Origin of the sequence: Paenibacillus sp. DP01, from assembly GCF_044784315.1 — a bacterium.
GTDB classification, from domain to species: domain Bacteria; phylum Bacillota; class Bacilli; order Paenibacillales; family Paenibacillaceae; genus Paenibacillus; species Paenibacillus polymyxa.
Genome location: NZ_CP173059.1, coordinates 2903690 through 2927330, shown reverse-complemented (window position 1 = coordinate 2927330; position 23641 = coordinate 2903690). Strand labels below are relative to the sequence as shown.

At 41.1% G+C, this 23641-nt stretch carries 15 protein-coding genes and 6 pseudogenes; 17 read left to right on the top strand and 4 right to left on the bottom strand.

Annotation, left to right across the window (positions count from 1 at the left end):
• The first annotated feature begins 11 nt into the window (after window positions 1-11).
• The 7 genes and pseudogenes from ACH59B_RS12765 to ACH59B_RS12735 form a co-directional block, all read left to right on the top strand.
• Complete coding sequence (locus ACH59B_RS12765) at window positions 12-905, top strand: carbohydrate ABC transporter permease (protein ID WP_016820867.1); 894 nt, start codon at window positions 12-14, stop codon at window positions 903-905.
• Window positions 906-969: 64 nt separating this feature from the next.
• Window positions 970-2607 (top strand): alpha-glucosidase, encoded by a 1638-nt coding sequence (locus ACH59B_RS12760; RefSeq protein WP_031461486.1) that lies wholly within the window; start codon window positions 970-972, stop codon window positions 2605-2607.
• A 925-nt stretch (window positions 2608-3532) separates the two neighbouring features.
• Window positions 3533-6151, top strand: coding sequence for a phosphoenolpyruvate synthase (gene ppsA / locus ACH59B_RS12755; RefSeq protein ID WP_404301711.1), 2619 nt, complete (start codon window positions 3533-3535; stop codon window positions 6149-6151).
• Between the two features lie 588 nt (window positions 6152-6739).
• Window positions 6740-7435 (top strand): response regulator transcription factor, encoded by a 696-nt coding sequence (locus ACH59B_RS12750; RefSeq protein WP_039276033.1) that lies wholly within the window; start codon window positions 6740-6742, stop codon window positions 7433-7435.
• A 1-nt stretch (window position 7436) separates the two neighbouring features.
• Window positions 7437-8492 carry a HAMP domain-containing sensor histidine kinase gene (locus ACH59B_RS12745; RefSeq protein ID WP_242210945.1) on the top strand — a complete coding sequence of 352 codons (1056 nt, stop codon included), beginning with the start codon at window positions 7437-7439 and terminating at the stop codon, window positions 8490-8492.
• Between the two features lie 222 nt (window positions 8493-8714).
• The gene (locus ACH59B_RS12740) at window positions 8715-9875 is read left to right on the top strand and encodes a S9 family peptidase (RefSeq protein ID WP_025364918.1); all 1161 of its coding nucleotides are present in this window, start codon (window positions 8715-8717) and stop codon (window positions 9873-9875) included.
• A 219-nt stretch (window positions 9876-10094) separates the two neighbouring features.
• Window positions 10095-10298: pseudogene (locus ACH59B_RS12735) on the top strand (ATP-binding cassette domain-containing protein); the annotation flags it as partial.
• A gap of 117 nt (window positions 10299-10415) precedes the next feature.
• Here ACH59B_RS12735 and ACH59B_RS12730 read toward each other — a convergent pair.
• From ACH59B_RS12730 to ACH59B_RS12720, 3 genes and pseudogenes are all read right to left on the bottom strand, one after another.
• A pseudogene (locus ACH59B_RS12730) lies at window positions 10416-10589 on the bottom strand (MBL fold metallo-hydrolase); the annotation flags it as partial.
• Window positions 10590-10860: 271 nt separating this feature from the next.
• Window positions 10861-11031: a hypothetical protein gene (locus ACH59B_RS12725; RefSeq protein WP_016820875.1), complete on the bottom strand. Its 171-nt coding sequence runs from the start codon at window positions 11029-11031 to the stop codon at window positions 10861-10863.
• A 153-nt stretch (window positions 11032-11184) separates the two neighbouring features.
• On the bottom strand, window positions 11185-12921 hold the full coding sequence (locus ACH59B_RS12720) for a glycoside hydrolase family 2 protein (protein ID WP_039276030.1): 1737 nt from the start codon (window positions 12919-12921) through the stop codon (window positions 11185-11187).
• A 148-nt stretch (window positions 12922-13069) separates the two neighbouring features.
• Here ACH59B_RS12720 and ACH59B_RS12715 point away from each other — a divergent pair, with 148 nt between their 5' ends.
• The 4 genes and pseudogenes from ACH59B_RS12715 to ACH59B_RS12700 all read left to right on the top strand — a co-directional run.
• Window positions 13070-13906, top strand: coding sequence for an AraC family transcriptional regulator (locus ACH59B_RS12715; protein WP_080942682.1), 837 nt, complete (start codon window positions 13070-13072; stop codon window positions 13904-13906).
• Window positions 13863-14186, top strand: a pseudogene (locus ACH59B_RS12710) (MaoC/PaaZ C-terminal domain-containing protein); the annotation flags it as partial. The gene ACH59B_RS12715 and the pseudogene ACH59B_RS12710, both read left to right, overlap by 44 nt.
• Before the next feature lie 854 nt (window positions 14187-15040).
• The gene (locus ACH59B_RS12705) at window positions 15041-15271 is read left to right on the top strand and encodes a DUF1848 family protein (protein ID WP_039276028.1); all 231 of its coding nucleotides are present in this window, start codon (window positions 15041-15043) and stop codon (window positions 15269-15271) included.
• Between the two features lie 44 nt (window positions 15272-15315).
• Window positions 15316-15807, top strand: a pseudogene (locus ACH59B_RS12700) (DUF1848 family protein); the annotation flags it as partial.
• 304 nt (window positions 15808-16111) lie between these two features.
• On the opposite strand, the gene ACH59B_RS12695 reads toward ACH59B_RS12700, so the two are convergent.
• Window positions 16112-16663, bottom strand: coding sequence for a TetR/AcrR family transcriptional regulator (locus tag ACH59B_RS12695; RefSeq protein WP_016820879.1), 552 nt, complete (start codon window positions 16661-16663; stop codon window positions 16112-16114).
• Window positions 16664-16857: 194 nt separating this feature from the next.
• Between ACH59B_RS12695 and ACH59B_RS12690 the strand changes: the two are divergent.
• From ACH59B_RS12690 to ACH59B_RS12665, 6 genes and pseudogenes are all read left to right on the top strand, one after another.
• Window positions 16858-17124, top strand: a pseudogene (locus ACH59B_RS12690) (alcohol dehydrogenase); the annotation flags it as partial.
• A gap of 69 nt (window positions 17125-17193) precedes the next feature.
• Complete coding sequence (locus ACH59B_RS12685; protein WP_031461481.1) at window positions 17194-18417, top strand: multidrug effflux MFS transporter; 1224 nt, start codon at window positions 17194-17196, stop codon at window positions 18415-18417.
• 82 nt (window positions 18418-18499) lie between these two features.
• Window positions 18500-18748 (top strand): annotated as a pseudogene (locus ACH59B_RS12680) (aldo/keto reductase); the annotation flags it as partial.
• Between the two features lie 247 nt (window positions 18749-18995).
• On the top strand, window positions 18996-19877 hold the full coding sequence (locus ACH59B_RS12675) for a LysR family transcriptional regulator (RefSeq protein ID WP_016820882.1): 882 nt from the start codon (window positions 18996-18998) through the stop codon (window positions 19875-19877).
• Window positions 19878-20063: 186 nt separating this feature from the next.
• Window positions 20064-21932 carry a beta-glucoside-specific PTS transporter subunit IIABC gene (locus ACH59B_RS12670; protein ID WP_031461480.1) on the top strand — a complete coding sequence of 623 codons (1869 nt, stop codon included), beginning with the start codon at window positions 20064-20066 and terminating at the stop codon, window positions 21930-21932.
• A gap of 30 nt (window positions 21933-21962) precedes the next feature.
• Window positions 21963-23396 carry a 6-phospho-beta-glucosidase gene (locus tag ACH59B_RS12665; RefSeq protein ID WP_031461479.1) on the top strand — a complete coding sequence of 478 codons (1434 nt, stop codon included), beginning with the start codon at window positions 21963-21965 and terminating at the stop codon, window positions 23394-23396.
• Window positions 23397-23641: the final 245 nt, after the last annotated feature.

The following is a 23641-nucleotide window of genomic DNA, read 5'->3' as shown; positions in this document are numbered from 1 at the left end:
AGGTCAAGCCTGTGTCCTATTTTGTAAACCAAAAAGGTCGAATTGGCGGGTTAATCATCTATGCCATCGTCATTTTGCTGGCATTGATTTGCCTTCTTCCATTATGGAATATCGTTGCGATTTCATTTAGCAGCAGTGAGGCCGTGTCAGCTAATGCTGTAGGTCTCGTACCGGTCAATTTTACAACCGCAGCGTATACGAAAATTATCGATGATGCTCAGTTCTGGCGTTCCTTTGGCATATCTGTTCTACGTGTTGTGCTCACACTTCTTCTCAACATGATTCTTATTGTTCTAATGGCATACCCGCTCTCCAAGTCGAAAAGAGAATTCAGGGGCAGAAACATTTATATGAACGTCATGATTTTTGCCATGCTGTTCAGCGGTGGGATGATTCCAAGTTATCTATTGATCAAAAACCTCAATATGCTCAATACAATTTGGTCGCTTGTTCTACCAGGAGCTGTCCCTATATTCAGTGTCATCCTTGTCATGAACTTCTTCTCTGCTGTACCTAAGGCCCTAGAAGAAGCAGCATTCATCGATGGGGCGAGTCCGCTGCAGGTCCTGTTCAAAGTGTATGTTCCCGTGTCCATCCCTGCGCTGGCGACGGTAGCACTATTCAGTATCGTGGGAACGTGGAATGATTTCTTCAGCGGTTTGATCTATATGACTCAAGTCAGCAATTATCCACTAATGACTTATATTCAGTCCCTTAACGTGAATATTGCGGAACTTCTTCAATCCGGGACCAACTCAGCACAACTCAGCAACTTGACTGAAATTTCAAACAAAAATCTAAATGCGGCCAAAATCGTAGTCGCTGTCATCCCGCTGCTGCTGATTTATCCGCTGCTTCAAAAATATTTTGTGACTGGAATTGTTGTAGGATCGGTAAAAGAGTAATTGTATGATGTGACTTGATTAAGATAAAAACACTATTCGTCTATTGGAAAGGTTGTAATGAACAATGGAAAATAAAAATTGGTGGAAAGAAATTGTTGTATACCAGATATATCCACGGAGCTTTCAAGATAGTAATGGTGATGGAATCGGCGATTTGAAAGGAATTGTTTCCCGTCTGGACTATTTGCAGCAACTCGGTGTCGGTGCAATTTGGCTATCACCAGTTTGTAAATCCCCTCAGGATGATTATGGTTATGATATTTCGGACTATCGGGATATTGATCCGATGTTCGGGTCTTTGGATGATATGGAGATGTTAATTCATGAAGCTGGGAAACGTGACATTCGGATCATAATGGATTTGGTATTGAACCATACTTCCGATGAGCATCCCTGGTTTCAAGAAGCAAAAAAAAGTAAAGAAAATCCGCACCATGACTATTATGTCTGGAGAGATGGCGTTGAAGGAATGCCACCAAACGACTTGGGTTCCACCTTTGGTGGTTCAGCTTGGGAATGGGTACCCGAAATAGGACAATATTATTTACATCTTTTTTCTGTAAAACAGCCGGATCTCAACTGGGAAAACCCAAAAGTCCGACAAGAGATTTACGAAATGATCAATTGGTGGATAAGCAAGGGTGTAGGCGGTTTTCGGCTTGACGTAATTGACTTAATCGGAAAAGAACCAGATTTGAAAATTACCAGCAACGGGCCAAATCTGCATAAGTATATCAGGGAACTCAGCAAGGAGACGTTTCAAAAAGCTGGAGACCTGCTGACGGTTGGAGAAACATGGGGCGCTACGCCAGAGATCGCCAAATTGTATAGCAACCCGGACGGCAGTGAGTTTTCAATGGTATTTCAATTTGAACATATTAGTTTGGATGAACAAGAGGGAAAAGGGAAGTGGGATCTTAAGCCTCTAGATTTTCTAGAATTAAAAAAAGTGTTGTCCAAATGGCAGACAGAGCTGAAGGGGGATGCCTGGAACAGTTTGTTTTGGAATAATCACGACTTACCCCGAATCGTTTCTCGTTGGGGAAATGACGGAGAATACAGGATAGAATCGGCTAAAATGTTGGCAACCCTTCTTCATGGCATGCGAGGCACACCATACATTTATCAGGGGGAAGAATTAGGAATGACGAATGTTCAATATCCAATTGAAGACTATCGGGATATTGAGTTACTAAATTTCTATAAAGATAGAATTGAGAAAGGATACCCCGAAGACAAAGTTATGGAGTCAATCTTTGCAAAGGGTCGTGATAACGCTCGAACACCAATGCAGTGGGACGCTTCAGACAACGCTGGTTTTACATTAGGGAATCCTTGGATTAAAGTAAACCCGAATTATAAGGATATCCATGCACAAGAAAGTTTAAATAACCCTGAGTCCATATTCCATTATTATCAGAAACTAATCCGATTAAGGAAAGATCATGAAGTGATCATATATGGGGATTATGAGCTGATGTATCCCGAGAATAAAGATTTGTTCGCGTACACTCGAACGCTGAAAGGGGCTAAACTACTTGTAGTATGTAATTTTCAAAAATACACAACCGATCTCCCACTTCAGAAAGAGCTGGCAGAGACTAAACAGCTGCTAATATCCAATTATCCGAATAACATGTCTGATGTAGAAATGCGCCCTTATGAAGCGAGAATGTACCTTATCGATACACTCAATAAATGAAAATGATTATCCCACAAATGTATATTGTCGGACATTCCATCGGTGGGCAAGTGGTGACTGAGTTTGCGTTATCATATCCATCTATGATTGCCCTTTCATTAACGGGATTTGCATATTCGCAAGAATTCACCCATTATAACTAGCTAATAGCATCTGACGTTTTTGTCACAGGTAAGAACCATACGTGAATAGATTGGGTATCCCTTGAATCAAAAAAGAGCAACTCCGAAGAAACATCTTGGTGCTTGGAAGCGGCGGGTGAGTGGAAATCGGTTGTTTACAGATATGGAACAGCGACAGTCTAGGACTTTATTTTCTCGTCCTTGATTGTCGCTGTTTCAATTTCTAGGCTCAGTCTAATAAGGAATTTATTTAACAGATATAGAGAATGAGATGGTGCAACAGACAAGCGGATTGACACAAGAGATTGAGAACGAACTTATAACTTCCATGTCAATAAAGGAAATGAAACAGTTCCCAAGAAGGAAGCATCATCACTAACAAGCCAATAATAGATCTAAGAGGCAGCGGGACGATAAATCATCAAGAATGACTAACTAAACTAACATGATGGTTCAACTGAACACAAAAAGAGATAACCCTAATAAATTCAAGGATCATCTCTTTTTATATAAAACAATTGAACACGAATAAACGCTATGATATAATCGATAACGCTACTGACAAATCATATAAATGCCAATAATTTTATTATCCCTATTTTCATAATACATCTAGAACTTTGATTTGTCAATGCTTTTTTTGCCCCCAAAAAATAGAAAAGGATGGTGGAATGTGCGATCAGGCTGCGTACATCCTCAAGCGGTTTTGAGAAGAAGTACGCGGCGACTTACTTCAGTGGTGACTAGGCATGATCATGATTGTTCGCTTTTTTCTCTATATTAATGGTTAGGAGAGATGTTGAATGAATTCACTGGTTCTTGATTTTCAAGAAATGGATAACACTCAGCTTTTGCTTGTTGGTGGAAAAGGGTTGCACTTAGGGGCATTAGCCAAAATGGAAGGAATGCAAGTGCCAGAAGGGTTTTGTGTTACAACAGTGGGATATCAAAAAGCCCTCGAACAAAACGAAATGGTTCATGCTTTGTTGGATCAGCTAACTACGCTTAAAGTAGAAGATCGAGAACAAATTGATGAAGTCAGCAAAAAGATTCGACAGGCCATTATGGAAGTAGCCATTCCTTCCGATGTTGTGAAAGCAGTTGCCCACTATCTCTCCCAGTTTGGAAATGAATATGCTTATGCCGTGCGTTCTAGTGCGACTGCTGAGGATTTGCCGCATGCTTCTTTTGCTGGTCAACAAGACACCTATTTAAATATTATCGGCAAAGAATCCATCTTGGAGCATATCCGCAAATGTTGGGCTTCTTTATTTACAGAACGCGCGGTAATTTACCGAATGCAGAATGGATTTGATCACAGACAAGTTTATTTATCTGTTATCGTTCAAAGGATGGTGTTTCCACAGGCTTCAGGGATTTTATTTACCGCTGATCCCATCAATTGCAACCGAAAGCTGCTCTCTATCGATGCTAGTTTCGGACTTGGAGAAGCGCTGGTCTCCGGCTTGGTATCTGCCGATTATTATCAAGTACAGGATGGGGTAATCGTCAACAAGAGGGTGGAAACCAAGAAAATGGCTATTTATGGACGAAAAGAAGGCGGAACAGAGACCAAGCAGCTCAGTCCTGATCAGCAAAAGACGCAAACCCTTACGGATCAACAAATTTTACAACTGGCACGCATTGGAAGACAGATCGAAGAACATTTCGGCTGCCCACAAGACATTGAATGGTGTTTGGCTGATGATACATTTTATATTGTTCAGAGTCGGCCGATCACCACTTTATATCCCATTCCTGAAGCAAATGACCAGGAGAATCACGTGTATGTATCTGTCGGCCATCAGCAAATGATGACTGATCCTATTAAACCACTGGGGATATCTGTTTGGATGTTAACAGGTGCTACACCCATGTTTAAAACTGGTGGTGGAAGGCTGTTTGTGGATATCACGATGGGCCTATCTTCACTGGATGGGAGGCAGAATTTATTGGATGTTTTAGGACACTCCGATCCGCTCATAAAAGACGCGCTTATTACCATCATAGAGCGGGGAGATTTTATAAAATTGGACCCATCTGACAAAAGCGAACCGGGGCCTGTTAAAAGCCATAAGGGTATGTCGTCTGCGGATATTCTGGAAGAGGCAGGAAATGACCCGGCAATTGTTGCTGATTTGATTAAGAGTAGTGAGACATCGTTATCAGCGTTAAAACGTAACATCCAAACGAAATCAGGATTGGATGTATTTGATTGTATTCTGGAAGATATGCAGCAACGGAGGCAGCGTGCATCAGATCTGAAAAATTTGAGTGTAATTATGTCCGCCATCCATGCTTCAGCATGGATCAATGAAAAAATGAATGAATGGTTAGGTGAAAAAAATGTAGCAGACACACTTTCCCTATCTGTACCTAATAACGTCACTTCTGAAATGGGCATGGAGCTACTGGATGTTGCAGATGTGATTCGTCCCTATCCGAAAATAGTTGAGTATTTACAACAGGTAAAGGATGATAATTTTTTAGATGAACTGGTTCAATTTGAAGGTGGGCAGCAGGTGCGTGATGCTATCGCTACTTATCTCGACAAATATGGCATGCGATGTGCCGGGGAGATCGATATTACAAGAACACGCTGGAGTGAAAAACCAAGTATACTGGTGCCTATGATCCTCAGTAACATCAAAAACCTTGAGCCTGGCGCCAGTAAACGAAAATTTGAGCAAGGGCAACAGGAGGCTTTGAAAAAAGAACAGGACTTATTAGCCCGATTGAAACAATTACCAGGTGGTGAACAAAAAGCCGAAGAGACAAAACAAATTATCGACCAGATCCGGAATTTCATCGGTTATCGTGAATATCCGAAATACGACATTGTTAGTCGCTACTTCATTTATAAACAGGCTTTACTAAAGGAAGCGGAACGACTCGTACAAGCCAACATTCTTCATGAAAAAGAAGATATTTACTATCTCTCTTTTGAAGAATTGCAGGAAACTATACGCACCAATAAACTGGATTACCAGGTCATCGACAAACGAAAAAATGAGTACAGATTATATGAAAAATTAACTCCCCCACGTGTTATCACATCTGATGGCGAAATCATTACAGGTCAATACAAACGAGAAAATATCCCCGCTGAAGCTATTGTAGGCCTGGCTGTTTCTTCGGGCGTTGTAGAGGGGCGAGCTCGTGTGATCCTGAATATAGAAGGGGCTGATCTGGAAGATGGCGACATACTAGTCACCGCCTTTACCGACCCCAGCTGGACTCCATTGTTTTTATCCATAAAAGGCTTGGTTACAGAGGTGGGCGGACTGATGACGCATGGAGCCGTTATCGCACGTGAATATGGCTTGCCAGCCGTTGTCGGAGTGGAGAATGCGACCAAACTGATAAAAGATGGCCAACGAATTCGCGTGCATGGAACAGAAGGGTATATCGAATTTTTGTAATGGATAAATAAGGGGGTTATTTATAGGCAGCGGCGGTCATTTAAGCTTGCCGCTGCATTTAATTCAACACATACAGGCCTGGCATTCGTTTCACGTATCCCACAGGTCAGTACCATGATTCCGCTAACTAGCGGTAGTATCATCCAAAAGTGATTTCCTGCATGAATTAGTGTTCAATTCTCCTGTATGATAAACTTGCAAGAAGTTATTAATAACTGCAAAGTGACCGACACTCAAGTCATGTGGAGTGCGTAGCTCGGATGGACTTTATCGGAAAAGGCTGAAAACCAAAACTTGTGATAGTTTTCTTGCTCCTTTTCACACTGTCTTTTGATTAGACACACTCCCGGACATTACGTCAAAAGCTATGTGCAGGCCTTCAAGCTGGAATATGTACATAGCTCGAACGCTATTGAAGAGCATGCCAGTTTGTTAAAGCCAGCATTGCCCAGGTCGTTGCTCAAGCTCTTTTTCCAGCTTATCCGGGACTGGAGAGACGCTTTGAGCGCGACTTTTTTCAAAGCGAGAAGTCCATGCGGCTTTTGTTTTATAAATTCAGTCCATTTAAAGCGGCTGGGAGGTATAAATATGCTAAAAACGATATTAGTTGTAGACGACGATGAAGAAATCGTAAAACTCATCACCAAGAGTTTAAAGTACGAGCAATTTGCAACACTTTCGGCATATTCTGGGAAATATGCCTTATCCGCATTAGAAGAAAATCATATTGATTTCATCGTTCTTGATATAGTGATGCCTGATATGGATGGACTTGATGTCTGCAGAAGTATCCGAAATTCTTATAATGTTCCAATTCTGTTTTTAAGTGCGCGTGATAAGGACATTGATAAAATCGTTGGGCTCGAAATAGGAGCAGACGATTACATGACCAAACCTTTTAGTATTCAGGAGCTTGTCTCCAGGATAAAGGCTCATTTCAGAAAAATGGACAGACTTTTTAAAGAGTGGGATGAACTTAGTCCCAGTAACGAAAAGGCGGATTCTCCGCTCATTCTGAACGATAAGACGTTTGAAGCATTCCTGAATAGCAGGAAGCTCGACTTGTCAACGAAGGAATTTCAGATTCTGTCTATCCTCATGCGCCACCCCAATAATGTATTGACTCGTGAGCAGATATATGAAAACGTCTGGGGAGACGAATACGGAGAAATAAATACCGTAACGGTTCATATAAAAAATATCCGTAAGAAACTTGGTCCTGAATATGACTTTATTAAAACAATATGGGGCATAGGATATAAATACACGGAAAGAGAGCAATAGTATGAAACTGAAAATAAAGCTTCCTCTTTTGTTCCTGCTGATGTTTATAATATTCATGTTTTCGATTGGAATGTACCTGAAGCTTGTCTTTGCAGTATATTCTCCTATACGCAGTTCATTGCTGGACTCGCGATATATAGCATTGCTCCTGCCCATATTTGCAATTGCCTGCATCATATTTATTATTCTAATTATCTATATTCATTTTTGCATAGAGAAACCCATTCAGCTTCTGAATACCAGGCTTGAAGAAGTAAATATTGTACATCCACTGCCTCCGCTACCTCTAAGAAGTAATGACGAGATCGGAGAACTTTATAAACACTTCAATAATATGGAGCATCGGCTTCAACTCGCGCACAAAGAGCAAACCGATATGATCGCGGCAATTGCCCACGACTTGAAAACTCCCTTGACATCTATTAATGGCTTTACTGAACTGCTGGCTATGCACAAGGATTTACCAGAAACTGAAAAGCAGGAATATTATGATTTGATTCAAAAGAAGTCAGGATATATGGTCGAACTCATCAATGATTTCTCCAGCTTCACCAAAGAAAAACTGGAGTTGGAATCTATGGTAGCTAAACCTGTAAAAGCATCAAAATTATTTGAAAACATTGCCCTTGAATATGAATATGAGTTGGCGGGACTTGACAACGAGCTTACTTGCCTCCATTCATTCACGGAAAATATATGGCTGATGATCAATGAACCGATGATACGTCGGGTTTTCGGCAACCTCTTTAGCAATGCTGTAAGATATGGAGGGAAAAATAAGCTGAAAGTGTATATGACCGGTTACCCGCTAGGACAGTATGCCTTTTTTCAAATCGAGGATAATGGAATTGGAGTGCCGGATAAGGATATATCTTCTCTGTTCCTCAAATTTTTCACTGTGGATAAATCGCGACAAATCCAAAAGGGCGGGCTGGGGCTGGGTCTTGCAAGCTGTAAATCCATTATTGAACATCATAGGGGCGAAATTGACGCCTACCCTTCCGAATATGGCGGTTTGGGGATAAGATTCAGCCTTCCCTTGGCCGCACAACACTGATTTTATTTTTTGCACATTTTCTTTTACTACAGGAGTTAAAGGCTGCTGCCAGCTGTGAACACCCAGGCAGCAGCCATTTTTTGTTTTTTTAGTATTTTATAATTTTTTATATTCTCTTTATAAACATTTATTTTTCTTTTAAAGAAGCTTTATCTTTGTGTTGTAAAAATTACTTGTAGTAAAAAACTACAATAACTAGAACTGGAAAAGGAGGATGTTACAATGTCAATTGAGTTCAGCCGTTGGCCCAATCACTACATGATGTCATATCAAGTCACCAAAGCTTTAGGTATGGCAAGCCTCGGTGCTACGGACGTCACCGAGATCTACGAGGCCTGCAAAAAAATCGACCCCGAAGACAAGGACACGTGGCACAGGGAATGGCTCATAACGGCTCAGGCATTGGAAAGACACGGCAAGGAGGCCGAAACAGCTGGAAACTGGTATACAGCACGAAACTGCTACATTCGTGCCTGCAATTACTACAGAATTGCAGAATATACGGTGATGGATGATGACACCGAGAAAATCCGTGTATTTAAAAAAGTAAATGAACTCTTCGAAGCTGCCGGGAAGTACTTCGATGTCCAACCGGAGAAGATCCAAGTCGATTACGAAGATGTCAAGCTGGATGGTTACTTCTTCTCCCCTTCCTGGATAAAAGGTCCGAAGCCGACCCTTTTTGCTCTCAACGGTGGTGACGAGTGGTCAATTGAAAACTATTTCTGGCTAGGTCCCGCTTTTATTTCGTGTGGATATAACTTTCTGGTCTATGATCAGCCTGGCACCGGCCTCTCGCTGTACGAAAAGGGAAAAGGAAGACGAGCGGACAGTGAGGCTTTCCATTCCCGAGCAATCGATTTTCTTCTAACGCGGCCGGAAGTCGATCCCGACAAGATTATCGTGCACGGTGAGAGTTTTGCGGCTTACGACTCTTTGCGATTCGCTTCGTTCGATCACAGAATTGCTGCCGTCATCTCCGACGGTGGTACGCATGCCTTTGATTGGGATGCAATGCTTAAATGGATGCCACCGAGTCTGGCCGCACATGGCATGAGAATTCTGGGGGCAAAGAGCATGGAGGACTTTGCGGGTAATCCGCGTTTTGCCTATGATCTTGAGGGGGTGCTTCACCAGATAGAATGTCCGCTTCTTGTAATGCACGGAGCGGAAGAGATATTGGTTCAGCCAAATCCGCTGACACAAGCCTTGAAAAATTATGAGCAAGCGGGTTCGAAAAACAAGACGTTCTTCCCGATAGAGGATAGACGACTTGGGGGATTAGAACACTGTCAGGTAGACAACATCAACGTGCTGCATGAGGTAGTGCTGAATTGGCTCTGCTCAATTGGACTTGGACCAGCCGCACCTCGTCCTAAGTGATTGTCAGGACGTCATTTTAAGTAAATTTGGACCATCGGAATTGATCCCATTGCGGATGATGCTGGCAGCTTCGATCTTCCGGTTGCCAGAGGCACCAAGTACTATCATGAAAAAGCAAAATTCGATATATTGAAAGATTTAGATTTCTGATGAGCTTATTCAGGAGTGTCCTACTTAGAATCCTGAATAAGCTCTCTCTTTATTGAAGAGTTGAAGACTGTGAGTATTTCCTCAAAGGAAAAAATTAGCGTAACGTCCGCCATACAAATTGAGGGACTGCACAAAAAATTTGGCGACTATATCGCATTGAATAATCTTTCGCTGGAGGTGAACCGAGGAGAGATATTTGGATTTTTAGGACTGAATGGCGCTGGAAAGACAACGACCATAAAGATGCTCTTAGCGATGCTGAAGCCGACCTCAGTTAACTCCTAAGTTAACCATTAAAATCCCAAAAAAACAAAAACGGGTGCCGTCCAACAAAGGAGAGCGCCCGCTTTGATTTTTTAGTTAATAAGCTCCCCACTTCGTTTTGCAATTTCACGGTATTTCCAACATGATCCCCGTGTCCATGGGTCAGAAGGATTACATCAGCCTGCACGTTGGCTGCTTCCAGATCGGTGTTGGAGTTGCCTGTAATAAAAGGATCAATGAGAATAATTGTGCCATGGGTTTCGATTTTTACAACGAATGTCCATGATAAGATACTTTCATTTTTCTTCCCCTTGGTCAAATCGGCGATGCCGAGTTTATTCGGATTAACGTTATGTAACGAACCATAGCCACGATATTGACTAACCTCCAATCGCTATCGAAATACTCTTAGAAATTCTTCGCAGCATTGCGAGCTTTTTCGTTTGCTTCGGCTTCGATTTGGGGAGCGCAGTCTCCCGCCGTGGACATACCTTCCACAAACTGGCTATCAAAGTCTGTTACGCCGACAAAATTTAAGACAATTTGCTTGGATAGCTTTTAGAGGATATGTTTATGGAAACAAATCGACCCAATACGTCAGTTTCGTTAAGGGGTGATGCGGATCTGCTTGCTCGGTTGGTTCGGTTTGTTGGCCACTACAAGCGGCTAATGTCGTTGTGAACAGTACCGAGACGATTAAAACAGCAGCATACCTTTTAAAACTTTTAGTGTGCTTGAACATGAACAAATCGCCCTCCTGATTATCCATAATGATGTTCATATCGTTGGAATGACGGTTTATAAAACGGCTTTATATTTGGAGGCTATCCTCAAAAGGATTGCCTCTGACCATATAAGTGCGAGTTCGAAAAAGGCTTATAGAATCTCTACAAACTCATTTCAGTGTAGAGCCCCAGTCATACGGATTACTGTGGTCGGTGTAAATACCTTTCACCACACGATAGGCATGCTTGGGTTTGCGATATTCGTTAACCAGTCCCTTGTTATTGAAGGAGCGTGCCCGGTCTCTGAAGTGCGGTTGATGGCTCAGAAGTTGGCCCCGTGTATCTGCAAATTGCCATACGTAAGTGCCGCTAATCTTCGGATCGCTTCGGAAGAGCTTCAGCGACTTGCCGAGCAAATCAGCTTGATAATCCTCGCTGAATAAGCGCGGTTCCCAGCCAGAATCTCCATATATACCAGCTCCACCAAACTCGGTCATGAGCACCGGGGTATACTCGGCTCCATACTCATTGCAACGCTCATGAAAGACTTCAAGCATCTCCTCAAACTCGACATGTCCGAAGTACCATCCACCATAATAGTTAATCCCGATGACATCGAATAGTCCAAGACAGATATCTGTCATAGGATGCATCGTGGCAAAAGTGACCAGTCTGGATTGATCCTTGCTTCGAACGAGCTCGGTCATTTTGACAGATAGATCATAAGCCTGCTGAGAACGTGTATCAATCTCGTTGTGTACAGACCAGAACAGAATTGAAGGATGGTGAAAATCTCGCTCGATCATCTCATCCATCATGGTCAATGCTCGTTCCACGAAGAGGGGATCATCTGTCTCCTTGGCGGGAAAAGCAGCGCCCCAAATCGGAACTTCGCTCCAGAAGAGGATACCTTGCTCATCAAGCAGGTCGATCCAGTACTCACTCTGGGGATAATGTGACCCGCGTACCGTGTTGCATCCCATATGTCGGATAATACCAAGTTCCTTGGTCATCAATTTGTTGGGAAAAGCGAAGCCCCATTCCGGGTGCTCTTCGTGACGATTAACGCCTTGCAGATAAAGTTCCTTGCCGTTCAGTAAAAACTTCTTGTTCCGCGTCTCCACGGTACGGAACCCGATGCGATCTGCCCGGTCGTCTTGACCCACGACTGCTCTGATCATGTATAGGGCAGGAGCGTTCGTGTCCCATCGTTGGAGGTCTGACCAAGCTTGTTCGAGCACAAGTTCCGTGCTACCCTTAGCAGAAAGGTAAGCGCTATCACTTTGAAACATCTCATTGTTTCGATAGAGAGAGACAGGTACTTCGACCGGTTTATCCGACATCGAGCGGAGCTTAAGTAGGATTCGGGCATCTGCACTGGAATCTCCGGTCATTTCATAGGTGATGCGCATCCCCTCAATCCAGACATCAGGCAAAAGTTGAACCTCAACGGGCCGGATGATTCCACCGTAATGAAACCAGTCTACAATATGATATGGTAACGTATTGGTCCCCAGTGTGCTGTCTGTGCGGACAATGAGTTCGTGAACACCGGAGGAGACATCTGGAATGGTAAAGTCAAAAGGAGTGAATCCACCATAATGGTACCCTAGATGCTGTCCATCCCAATACACATCGGCATGCCCCATCACGGCGTGGAACAGTAGCCGGAGATGGCTGCGATCGTCAAGGGTTACCCAGGTGCGGTACCATGCTACGCCTTCGTAGTCGTATTTTCCGAGCTCGTTATTCCAACAAGCTGGCACGGGTATACGATCAGGGTTGGAAGGGAAGTGCGTGCTCCATTTTTCAGATAAACCAACATTATTCTTGTCAAAAACAAAATCCCATAATCCGTCAAGCTGTTGGGATTTCCTAAGTCGATGCTGCTGAAACGTTCGGATCATATTCATCATCTCCATTATCTTTTTGCAATAGAATATCATTGATGGTCTGTATGTTGGGAGTGTAGCATTGGTAGCAAGAAAGCGACAATGGTAAAAACAATCTTGATCATTTGTCATAAATGATACTATTAAGGATTGAGGGATTTCTATGGACTATGCTTTGGGAAATATGGTAGTGCACATCCATTGGGTACTTGCCAAGCCTCCCCTGCCAGGATGGGAAGATATTCGGCAAACCGTATCGGGGCACACCTTTTATTACATTTACAGTGGTAAGGGAACTTTTCGTTGTGAGGAGAAGGATATAGAGGTTGGTGGGGGAACATTGGTGTATCTTTGGCCTGGGCTGCCTCTTTATATGAAATCCTCTGACGCACATCCACTCCGAATGACGATGCTACTCTTCGATTGCGCTTCGCTAATGAAAAATGAGAATGAATGGGGTACCCCAAAGCCGATTGAGCAGCTGCGGCTTCCATTTCTTATGCCTCTACAGAGTGAGCGTACGGGCCGGATTAGAGAACAATTCCGGGAAGCGGAAAGGGAATGGGTACCTGGAGATCTTGTGCAAGAGGCCAGAGTAAAGTCAGTATGGTATCGTTTGGTACAAGAGGTACACGAGGCAGCGGAAGCAGGAGGGAGGCACAACGATGGGAACGGAATAGTAGAGGCTCTTCGTAAATTCAAAGAGAAGTTAGATACGGGATTTGCTACCGAGTTGCGGATTACCGAATTGGCGGAGCAGACGGGTTTCTCACCTGTTTATTTACGCAGAACCTTTGCATCTCGGTACGGGTGCAGTCCTAAGGAGTACCTGAATCATCTTCGTAATGAGCATGCCGTTCGCCGGCTCCGGTTCACAAGCGATTCCGTCAAAGATATCGCGAGAGCCTGTGGCTATTCTGACGTATACCAGTTCAGTAAAACGTTCAAAAAGCGCAATGGTCTCCCTCCGATTGAGTACCGAAGAATGCAAGGAAATTGATACCAAGGGTGATATCATCAGATTCGCGTCTGAATTTGATCCCCAACATATGTACTTAAACGAGGACAAAGCGTAACAGGGAAGATTTAACGGAATTATTGCATCAGGAATTCAAACCCTAACATTTTCGTTCAAACTGTGGGTTGAAACAGGTGATTATGGTGATGGGGTCATTGCAGAAACAGCAATGAGCAATATCAGATTTATAAAATCTGTATATCCGGGAGACGAATTATATACACTTGTGAAGGTCACCGAACTTATGGAAAAACGCAATGAAACGAAGGCTTCGCAGTGGAATGAAGCTAATCTATCAGCTAGAGGAAACTATAGTAATACATAGCAGTTGGTCGAAACGATCTTGCACAAGGATTGTATGAGATAGTTGTCGAGGGAAAAGAATATAGTCCCATTGAAAGTCGCTATTTTAGCGACTTTTTTGTTATGGCTTTAGCCAGTTGTGTGCGTGAAACGTGCGAAACAAAAACCACCCGCTACGCGGGTGGAGGAATCAGCGTTTGACCACTTAGACCATTCCGATTAAATCGAGATGTTCAGATTTAGCATGAGATTCGGATAAGTACAATAATTTTCGATGTTTTTTATTTTCTTTATACAATGAGCTTATTTAAGCCGCCAAGTCAGTGCGTTTTTTAAATACTTAAATGTTTGAAAACATTCCATACAAATAACTATTATATTATTCATAATTCCACTGGTTTATGGAGCTTTTAAGGGAATTCAAGTCACACCCCTCACCCAAATCACAAATAAGGATTGAGAGAATGCACCCGATTTGATCAAAAGAACCACCTATGTTATTCATTTGACATTAGTACTATATACAACTATAATGCAGACTACAATGAGAACATACGCTCTTGCAGGCATAATACTTTAAAGGAGTGAAAAAAATGCAATTATGTCAAGGCGGGTTTGTTATTAAAAGGGTTTGAGGAGGGTTATGTTCTCTCAAGAATTCCCCACCTTTCGAGTGAAAGTGCTCTATTTCATGCCCGCTGCCCTACAGGCAGAATGGACTCCATAGAAAGGAGGTGATCCAGCTGTACCTTCCGATACGGCACTCATTACAAATAAAGTGACTCGTTATGAACTGACACCTGAGGCAGTTGATTGCGTAGTTTTTTGCTCAAAAACAAGACACCGATACTTTCCCACATTCGTGGCATTGCGGAAAAATTTAATATCTACTGTTATTACTCCATCACTGCTTATAGTAGAGATGTTGAACCAGGAGTTCCTTCGATTGAAAATAGCGTAGAAACACTCATCCAATTATCTAAAATTGTAGGAAGTAAAAAGGTTGCTTGGCGGTATGATCCTGTTCTGCTTACACAAGATTAAACGGTAGAACGTCATCCTGAAACCTTTAATGTCTCGCTAGTCAGCTTGCACCTTATATTGATCGTTGCATTTTTGGTTTTGTTGAAATGTATAAAAAATTGGAAGTAAACATGCCTGAACTGGAGCGCATCTCATCTGAAGATATGGATCAATTGGCACAACGGTTTGGAGCTATAGCGTCCAAATATGGTATTTACATTCAAACTTGCGGACCGAGCGAAGATTATAGCAATTACGGTATTCATGCTTCAGGTTGCATGACGCTTGAGATTCTTGGAAATGCAAATGAGACGGAATTCCGTAATTTGAAACATAAAGGTATGAGAGCAGGATGTAACTGCATTGAGAGTAGAGATATTGGTGCTTATGACACATGTGTGAGTGGCTGCAAATATTGTTATGCAAACAAGAGTCCCAAAGCTGCATCTGAAAATTATAAGCTACATGACCCGAATTCGCCATTACTGTTCGGGCATCTGAAGACAACAGATATCTTACAACAAGGAGCACAGAGGAGCTTTTTGAAAAAGAATTAATTTGACTTATGCCCGGTACCAATTGAGGCTACTTGAATGAATGTATATACAGGTGCGTATATGCAAGTGTAGTGAGGAAATCTATCTACCGGAAACAGGAGAGAAAGCAACTGCTTTCTCTCCTGTTTCCAGTTTGCTTCCGACATGGGAGATAACCTGATCTCTTCCAGCCAAGTAACAAAAAATGAAAAAAACATGCAGAAGCAGCAGCCGATCGGCTGCCGTTGTTTTAGTGTTTCGTTGTATACTGTGACCTTTATTGAAAAGGGAAAATGCCATTTACTTTACAGAATATAATTACCGATTAAAAACTTCTTTCTAGCAAGGTGCCAACTTGCGTGGCCATGACTTGCGGTGAATAGGGCATTCCATTTCGAATCCACCATTCAATAACCCCTACATAAGCAGTCCCAGCATATTGTAACATCACATCTTCGGTTAATTCCGCATTTTTTCCGCTTTCTTTGTCAATCTCCCCTTTGAACCCTTCCATGAAATAAGCAAGTAGCCGCGTTCTAAAAGATGAAGGTGTACCTTTTGATCCAGCTAGCATGGTTGAAAAAAGTAAATAATTTTTCTCAAAGTACTCGAAATATGGAACAAGAGCATCAGCCCACTCCATCTGACATGCCCACGTATCCATTTCTTTTAATTCATTAATGTGTGTTTCCATGATTTGATCTAATAAATCATATTTGTCCTGATAGTGAAGATAAATTGTACCGCGGTTTACGTTTGCCTTGTTTGCAATGTCTTGAATGGTAATGTCATCAAAGTTTTTTACAGCCATCAGTTCAATAACGGCTTTTTTTAAGGCTTCTTGTGTTTTTAGGATTCTCCGATCCACTTTAATCATCTTGTCTTTTCCCCCTGATCAACAAAATAATGAACACTTTTCCTGATGATGTTGCTATTTCAACAAATTTCGCTTTTTTAACCATTGAACTTAGGTTTCTTTTTTTATAATAATAGACATAAGTTGATAAAACAACCAGTTTTGCTTATTTGCTCTCCGTGGCATACATACCTAAAAGGGGAATTTAAATTTAAAAAAGAGGGGTGTTCACTTGGTGTTTAAATGGACATATGGGTACCTACGGAGGCATCGATAGATATGGACAATATACGCAGGGAGGTTATTCCAGCCATATCGTTGTAACGGAGGATTTCGTGGTTAGAATTCTAGACGGCATTAATCTTGATGTCGCCGCTGCGCCATTGGGGTGTTAATTCCGGAAAAATATAGCCGTTGTTGGACTTGGTGGACTCGGACACATGGCTGTTAGGTTCGCTTATTCTATGGGGGCAGAAGTAACAAACCCATAACATCTAAAGCATATGCGTTAGCTTAAAGAAAGCATTTAAACAATCATAGGAGTTAAAAGAATGAAGACCCAAAAAAATTCTTTCGGTTTTGCTCTATTATTGGCCATATTTTCGGCGTTGGGGCCGTTTACCGTCGATATGTATCTTGCATCACTTCCGCAAATCGCTGTTTTTTTTGGAACAAGCGCAACTGCGGTTCAAGCGAGTTTAACCACTAGTCTGTTAGGATTAGGGCTAGGACAGTTGATAATGGGACCTTTAAGCGACATTTATGGAAGACGCCAGCCTTTGTTGATTTCCATGATACTATATATCCTTTCCTCTATTGGATGCGTTTTTGCTCCAAGCATAGGATGGTTTATATCTTTAAGATTTATACAAGGGGTTGCTGCGTCCGCTGGACTCGTTATTTCGCGCGCTATTGTTCGAGATCGGTTTAGTGGGATTGAAATGACTAAGTTTATATCGTTGCTGACAATGATCAGCAATGTGGCACCATTAATTTCCCCTACGGCTGGAAGTACGGTTATGTCATACTGCTCTTGGTCAGGTGTATTTATATTTTTAGGGGTGCTAGGCATAGGGTTAACTGGGATTACCATATGGGGGTTAGAGGAAAGCTTACCTGTACAACAACGTATTTCAGGCAGTCCCCGTGCGTTGATAAAAAATTATAATAGCTTATTCCGAAAGCGGTCTTTTATGGGGTATGCTCTAGTCAATGGCATATTGTTCGCAGGTGTTTTTGCCTATGTTGCAGGTACCCCTTTTATTTATCAAAACATATACGGCGTGTCGCCGCCACTGTTTTCAATCCTCTTTGCGTTGAATGGCCTTGCTATTATCTTGGGATCTCAATTCGTCAAACTGCTTGCAGGCCGGGTTACGGAAAGGCGGCTGTTTTTGATCGGAATAATACTAGCGTTTTTATCTTCTGCAGCAGTCTTATTTATAGTACTAGTACATGGAGTATTATCAGCTATGTTTATTTCGATCTTCTTATTCGCTTTATCCATTGGGATCATTGGCCCCATCTCTTTTACATTAGCAATGGATTCCCAGGGGCATATTGCAGGGAGCGCGTCTGCCGTGCTCGGGACCTTACAATTTGCATTAGGTGCCGTTACGTCTCCACTTGTGGGAATTGCAGGCGAAAATTCTGCTATACCTTTTGGAATTATTATTTTTTCTACAAGTTTATTATCTATAATTACCTATATCATTCTGGTTAAAGGGATAAAAAAATTATCCGGCACCAAAAATAGCTTTGAATCCAATACTTAACCAATCGCTAGCGAACATTAAGTAGGATCTAAAATGTAAAATGTTACACTAAACAATGGTGTCGAGATGCCGATACTCGGTTTTAGCTGAGAAACATCATAAATCCGTGGCTCAAGTTGCTTTACGTTGGTTGATACAAAGAGGAATTGTTGCGATTCCAATGTTTGTTCATAAGGAAAGAATTATTGAAAATTTCAATATCTTCAACTTCGAATTGAGCAGGGACGATATGGAGAGGATTGCTAAGTTGGATTCCAAAGAGAGTTTAATTTTATCTCTTCACGATCCTGAGAACGTTGAACGGCTCAGCAATATGAAATTTTATTACTAATTTTGGGGAGGTCTTATCACAAAATGCTCAAATCCAACAACACTATGTTCACGTAACAGTCCCAAATCCTTCCCATATATCGATTCAATTCCACATATAAACATATGCATATAGAATTGATTAATGGTTATAATGGCAGAGAAGTATGTGAAAAGTGTAAACTGAAAGAACTGTATTTAAGATGGTAAGTTAATTACTAGGACATATTGAATCTATTCTTAAGCACATATTGTCAACAGGGGGAAACATGGAGTTAAGAGTGCTTCGTTATTTTCTTACAGTCGCTCGTTTGGAAAGTATTACGCATGCAGCAAATGTACTACATGTAACACAGCCGACATTAAGCAGACAATTGGCTGACTTAGAAAAAAATTTAGGAACTCAATTGCTTATTCGCGGTAAAAAAAAGGTGTCATTAACGGATGCTGGCATGCTTTTACGTCAAAGGGCAGAAGAAATCCTAACGATTGCGGATAAAACAGAGAGAGAATTCAAAGATCAAAATAATCTGGTTGGAGGGACTATCTCTATAGGAAGCGTCGAATCACTAACATCGCATTATTTATTTCAAACATTAAAAGCTTTTCATGAAGAGTATCCACAGGTTAATTATTATATTTATAGCGGAACAGGGGATGATATAAAGGAAAAAATAGACAAAGGATTACTTGAAGTTGGGATTTTATTAGAGCCCATAAATATTGAAAAATACGATTTCATCAGATTGCCTCAAAAGGAACGATGGGGAATTCTAACACAGGCTTCATCCCCTCTTGCTCAAAAAGAATATGTTACTCCCAATGATCTTGTTGGAGTTCCTTTACTTCTTTCTAGTCGTCCAACAGTACAAAATGAAATTGCTAATTGGTTTGCTGATGAATATGAAAATATACATGTTCTAGCCACATACAACTTAATTTCTAACATAGTTAATTTTGTAGATAATGGTATGGGAACTGCTATTTGTATTGAAGGTGCTCTTGCGATGACAGGTTCAAAACATCTTTGCTTCAGACCATTTTTTCCAGAACTCAAATTTAGTTGTGTTATTGTTTGGAAGAAACACAAGATTTTTAACCAGGCTACTTCTCACTTAATTCAATTAATCAAGTATGCCTCACAAGCATAATAAAACATAGATTATAGGTATTGGATAAGGTTATTTATCTAGTGATATCTTAAAGGTGCAGCTTGAATGAAGCCTTTAAATATTACTGATAAATAACTTTTTTTATTTAGCGGGTAAAGTTGTTTATGTTTAATAAATAAAAGGCGTAATTCATTGTTCAACAACAAGAAGAGGGGGCATTTTCTAATGAGCAAAAAATATGAAAAATTAGCTCAGGATATTGTAGAGAAGATTGGTGGTAGTGAAAATGTATCAACACTAACTCATTGTATGACAAGGCTTAGATTCGCACTAAACCAAAATAAAAAAGCCGATCAAGACGCTATTAAAGCTTTAGATGGCGTAATTGATGCGATTGAAAGCGGTGGCCAATTTCAAGTGGTTATTGGCACCCATGTTGAAGAAGTATATGAGGAAGTGGTTAAATATATAAAACATGCAGAAAATATAGATGATAAATTATCTAATGAAAAAAATGTAAGCGTTTTTGGCAAATTAATCGATTTTATTTCAGGTACATTCAGTCCAATCGTTCCGGCTATTGCAGGCGCGGGAATGATAAAAGCGCTATTGGCTTTGCTGATCTTATTTAATGTAGTTTCAAAAGCGTCACAAACTTACTATGTAATCAATTTCATGTCGGATGCCATTTTTTATTTCTTACCCTTTTTATTAGCATATTCGGCTGCAAACAAATTAAAATGCAGCCCTGTACTGGCACTTGTGTTGGCTGGGGTATTGCTTCATCCGAATCTGGATCTATTGAGAACTGCGGGTAATAATGTTAGCGTTTTCAATATTCCATTGACACTTGTTGCTTATAGTTCATCGGTTGTTCCGATTCTATTAACCGTGTGGGCGCAATCCTACATTGAACCATTCTTTAAAAGAATCATTCCTAACGCTGTAAAAATTATTTTTGTTCCGATGTTTACCATTCTGGTTGTTGGATTTATTTCCTTAACTGCACTAGGACCGCTAGGTTCTTTCTTCGGAACATATTTGGCAATGGGGTTTGATTTTTTGGGATCGCACGGAGCATGGGTGGTCATTTTCATAATTGCAACCTTCTGGCCAATCCTCGTTATGTTTGGACTTCATCACAGTATCGTTCCGTTATCATTGGCTCAAATCACGACATTGGGATATGAAAATATCATTGGACCTGGAGCCATGATATCCAATATTTCGCAAGGTGTAGCCGCGTTGATTGTCAGTTGGAGAACAAAGGATACAGTATCCAAGCAAATCTCCACTACAAGTGGAATTACAGGTTTAATGGGAATTACAGAAGCAGCACTTTACGGTGTTAATTTACCTAAAAAATATCCTCTTGTTGCGGCTATGATTGGCTCCGCTGCTGGCGGGCTTTACGCAGGGGTTATGGAAGTTTCACGTTATGCAACAGGTTCATCAGGGCTTCCAGCTATTCCGCTTTATATTGGAGAAAACATTTGGAATTTCTATAATATACTCATCGCATTATTAATTACGACGGTTATAACTGCAGTGCTTACCTATTTTTTAACCTTAAAATATGAGAAAGAAACGTCTGAGCAGAATAAAGTCACCACAAACGATAAAATCATCACACTTAAAAATACGGTCATTACAAGTCCTATCAAAGGGGAAATGATTCCATTGAAGGATGTTCAAGATGCGGCCTTCTCCACAGAATCAATGGGAAAAGGAATTGCCATTGAGCCAAGCGAAGGAAAAGTGGTCGCTCCTTTTGATGGGAAAATTGTTTCGTTGTTTCCCAAGAAGCACGCAATCGGTTTACTCTCCGATGATGGGGTTGAAATACTCATCCATATAGGATTGAACACCGTTAAACTGAATGGGAAGTACTTTGAAGCTCATGTTGAAGAAGGTCAGAGAATTACCAAGGGACAGACACTAATCACGTTTGATTTGGAGAAAATCAGGGAGGAAGGATATGTTACCCAAACCCCGGTGATCGTTACGAATACTTACAGTTATGCTGATGTGCTAACTAATAACAGTAGTACAGTCACTGATTTTAACAATGAGTTGTTAGTCCTAATAGTGTAACCATATCAAAATTCAAGGAGTGGATTATAAATGACTTTAGTCAAAGACTTTTTATGGGGAGGAGCAACTGCTGCAAACCAATGTGAAGGTGGATATTTGGAAGGGAATAAGGGATTGTCAACCGTCGACGTTATACCCGCAGGACAGGATCGCGTTTCTGTAATGAAAGGCAAGATGAAAATGATGGAATGTGATGATGAGCATTTCTATCCGAGCCATGAAGCCATCGACTTTTATCATAATTATAAGGAAGACATTGCTTTATTTGCAGAAATGGGTTTCAAATGCTTTCGTTTATCTATTGCATGGACACGAATCTATCCAAATGGGGATGATACATTACCCAACGAAGAAGGTTTGAAGTTCTACGATGATGTTTTTGATGAGTGTTTAAAATATAATATAGAGCCTTTAGTAACGATCACTCATTTTGATGTGCCGATGCATTTGGTAAAAACGATTGGTTCTTGGAGAAGCCGTAAAATGGTTGATTATTATGAAAGACTATGCGAAACACTATTCACTCGCTACAAAGATAAAGTGAAGTATTGGCTAACCTTTAATGAAATCAATATGTTATTACACCTACCATTCGGGAGCTCAGGATTGGTGTTTGATGAAGATGAAGATGAAGATGAAGAAGCTGTGAAGTATCAGGCAGCTCATCACCAATTGGTCGCGAGTGCTAAAGCTACTGAAATTGCACGCAAAATAAATTCCGAATTCAAGATAGGATGTATGTTGGCGGGTGCCAGCACTTATCCCTATACTTGCGCTCCTGAAGACGTATGGAAAGCCATGACAAGGGATCGAGAACATTACTTCTTTGTGGATGTACAATCTCGTGGTGAATACCCGAATTATGCCAAAAAAATGTTCGAAAGGATGAATATACATCTGAAGATGCAAGATGGTGATAAGGAGCTTCTGAAAAATAATACAGTTGACTTCGTTTCATTTAGTTACTATGGTTCGCGATTAACAAGTGCTGACCCAGCAGTTAATACTCAAACCGCTGCCAATCTATTTCCGACATTACGAAATCCCCATTTAAAAAGAAGTGAATGGGGCTGGCAAATTGACCCACTCGGGTTGAGAATTACATTAAATGCATTGTATGATCGCTATCAAAAACCATTATTTATTGTCGAGAATGGGTTGGGAGCTGCGGACAAGCCTGATGTAAATGGATGTATCTCGGATGATTACAGAATTGAGTATATTCGGGAACATATCCGAGCATTTAAAGCTGCTGTAAAAGAAGATGGTGTAGAGTTGCTAGGATATACAACCTGGGGGTGCATTGATTTAGTAAGCTCAAGTTCTGGAGAAATGAGCAAAAGATATGGTTTCATCTACGTGGATAAAGATGACCAGGGAAATGGTACGTTAAGCCGTAGTAGGAAAAAGTCCTTTAATTGGTATAAGAAAGTAATTAGCAGCAATGGAGAAGATTTAGACTAAGTCCGCCAATTAATAAAACAAACCTTTGATTTTATACAGCTAAAGCTAGTTGATGGTGGAATCACAGTCGACCAGATGTGACGCATACAAACTTTTTCTAAACAAGACCCTTAATTTAAAACGCGATAGGTTCTCTTGTTCTCACTAACATGAGGCAAGTTCTTCTTGTGGTAAGCATTTTCTTGTTATTCGGGACCGTGCTCTCAATAGGAAATAAAGTTATGGGTTTAAGTACGAAAACATGG

Excerpts from the sequence above, each read along its gene's own strand:
- ACH59B_RS12760 (WP_031461486.1), top strand. The coding sequence starts at position 970 with ATGGAAAATAAAAATTGGTGGAAAGAAATTGTTGTATACCAGATATAT.
- ppsA (WP_404301711.1), top strand. The coding sequence starts at position 3,533 with ATGAATTCACTGGTTCTTGATTTTCAAGAAATGGATAACACTCAGCTT.
- ACH59B_RS12750 (WP_039276033.1), top strand. The coding sequence starts at position 6,740 with ATGCTAAAAACGATATTAGTTGTAGACGACGATGAAGAAATCGTAAAA.
- ACH59B_RS12745 (WP_242210945.1), top strand. The coding sequence starts at position 7,437 with ATGAAACTGAAAATAAAGCTTCCTCTTTTGTTCCTGCTGATGTTTATA.
- ACH59B_RS12740 (WP_025364918.1), top strand. The coding sequence starts at position 8,715 with ATGTCAATTGAGTTCAGCCGTTGGCCCAATCACTACATGATGTCATAT.
- ACH59B_RS12725 (WP_016820875.1), bottom strand. The coding sequence starts at position 11,031 with ATGTTCAAGCACACTAAAAGTTTTAAAAGGTATGCTGCTGTTTTAATC.
- ACH59B_RS12720 (WP_039276030.1), bottom strand. The coding sequence starts at position 12,921 with ATGATCCGAACGTTTCAGCAGCATCGACTTAGGAAATCCCAACAGCTT.
- ACH59B_RS12715 (WP_080942682.1), top strand. The coding sequence starts at position 13,070 with ATGGACTATGCTTTGGGAAATATGGTAGTGCACATCCATTGGGTACTT.
- ACH59B_RS12695 (WP_016820879.1), bottom strand. The coding sequence starts at position 16,663 with ATGATTAAAGTGGATCGGAGAATCCTAAAAACACAAGAAGCCTTAAAA.
- ACH59B_RS12685 (WP_031461481.1), top strand. The coding sequence starts at position 17,194 with ATGAAGACCCAAAAAAATTCTTTCGGTTTTGCTCTATTATTGGCCATA.
- ACH59B_RS12675 (WP_016820882.1), top strand. The coding sequence starts at position 18,996 with ATGGAGTTAAGAGTGCTTCGTTATTTTCTTACAGTCGCTCGTTTGGAA.
- ACH59B_RS12670 (WP_031461480.1), top strand. The coding sequence starts at position 20,064 with ATGAGCAAAAAATATGAAAAATTAGCTCAGGATATTGTAGAGAAGATT.
- ACH59B_RS12665 (WP_031461479.1), top strand. The coding sequence starts at position 21,963 with ATGACTTTAGTCAAAGACTTTTTATGGGGAGGAGCAACTGCTGCAAAC.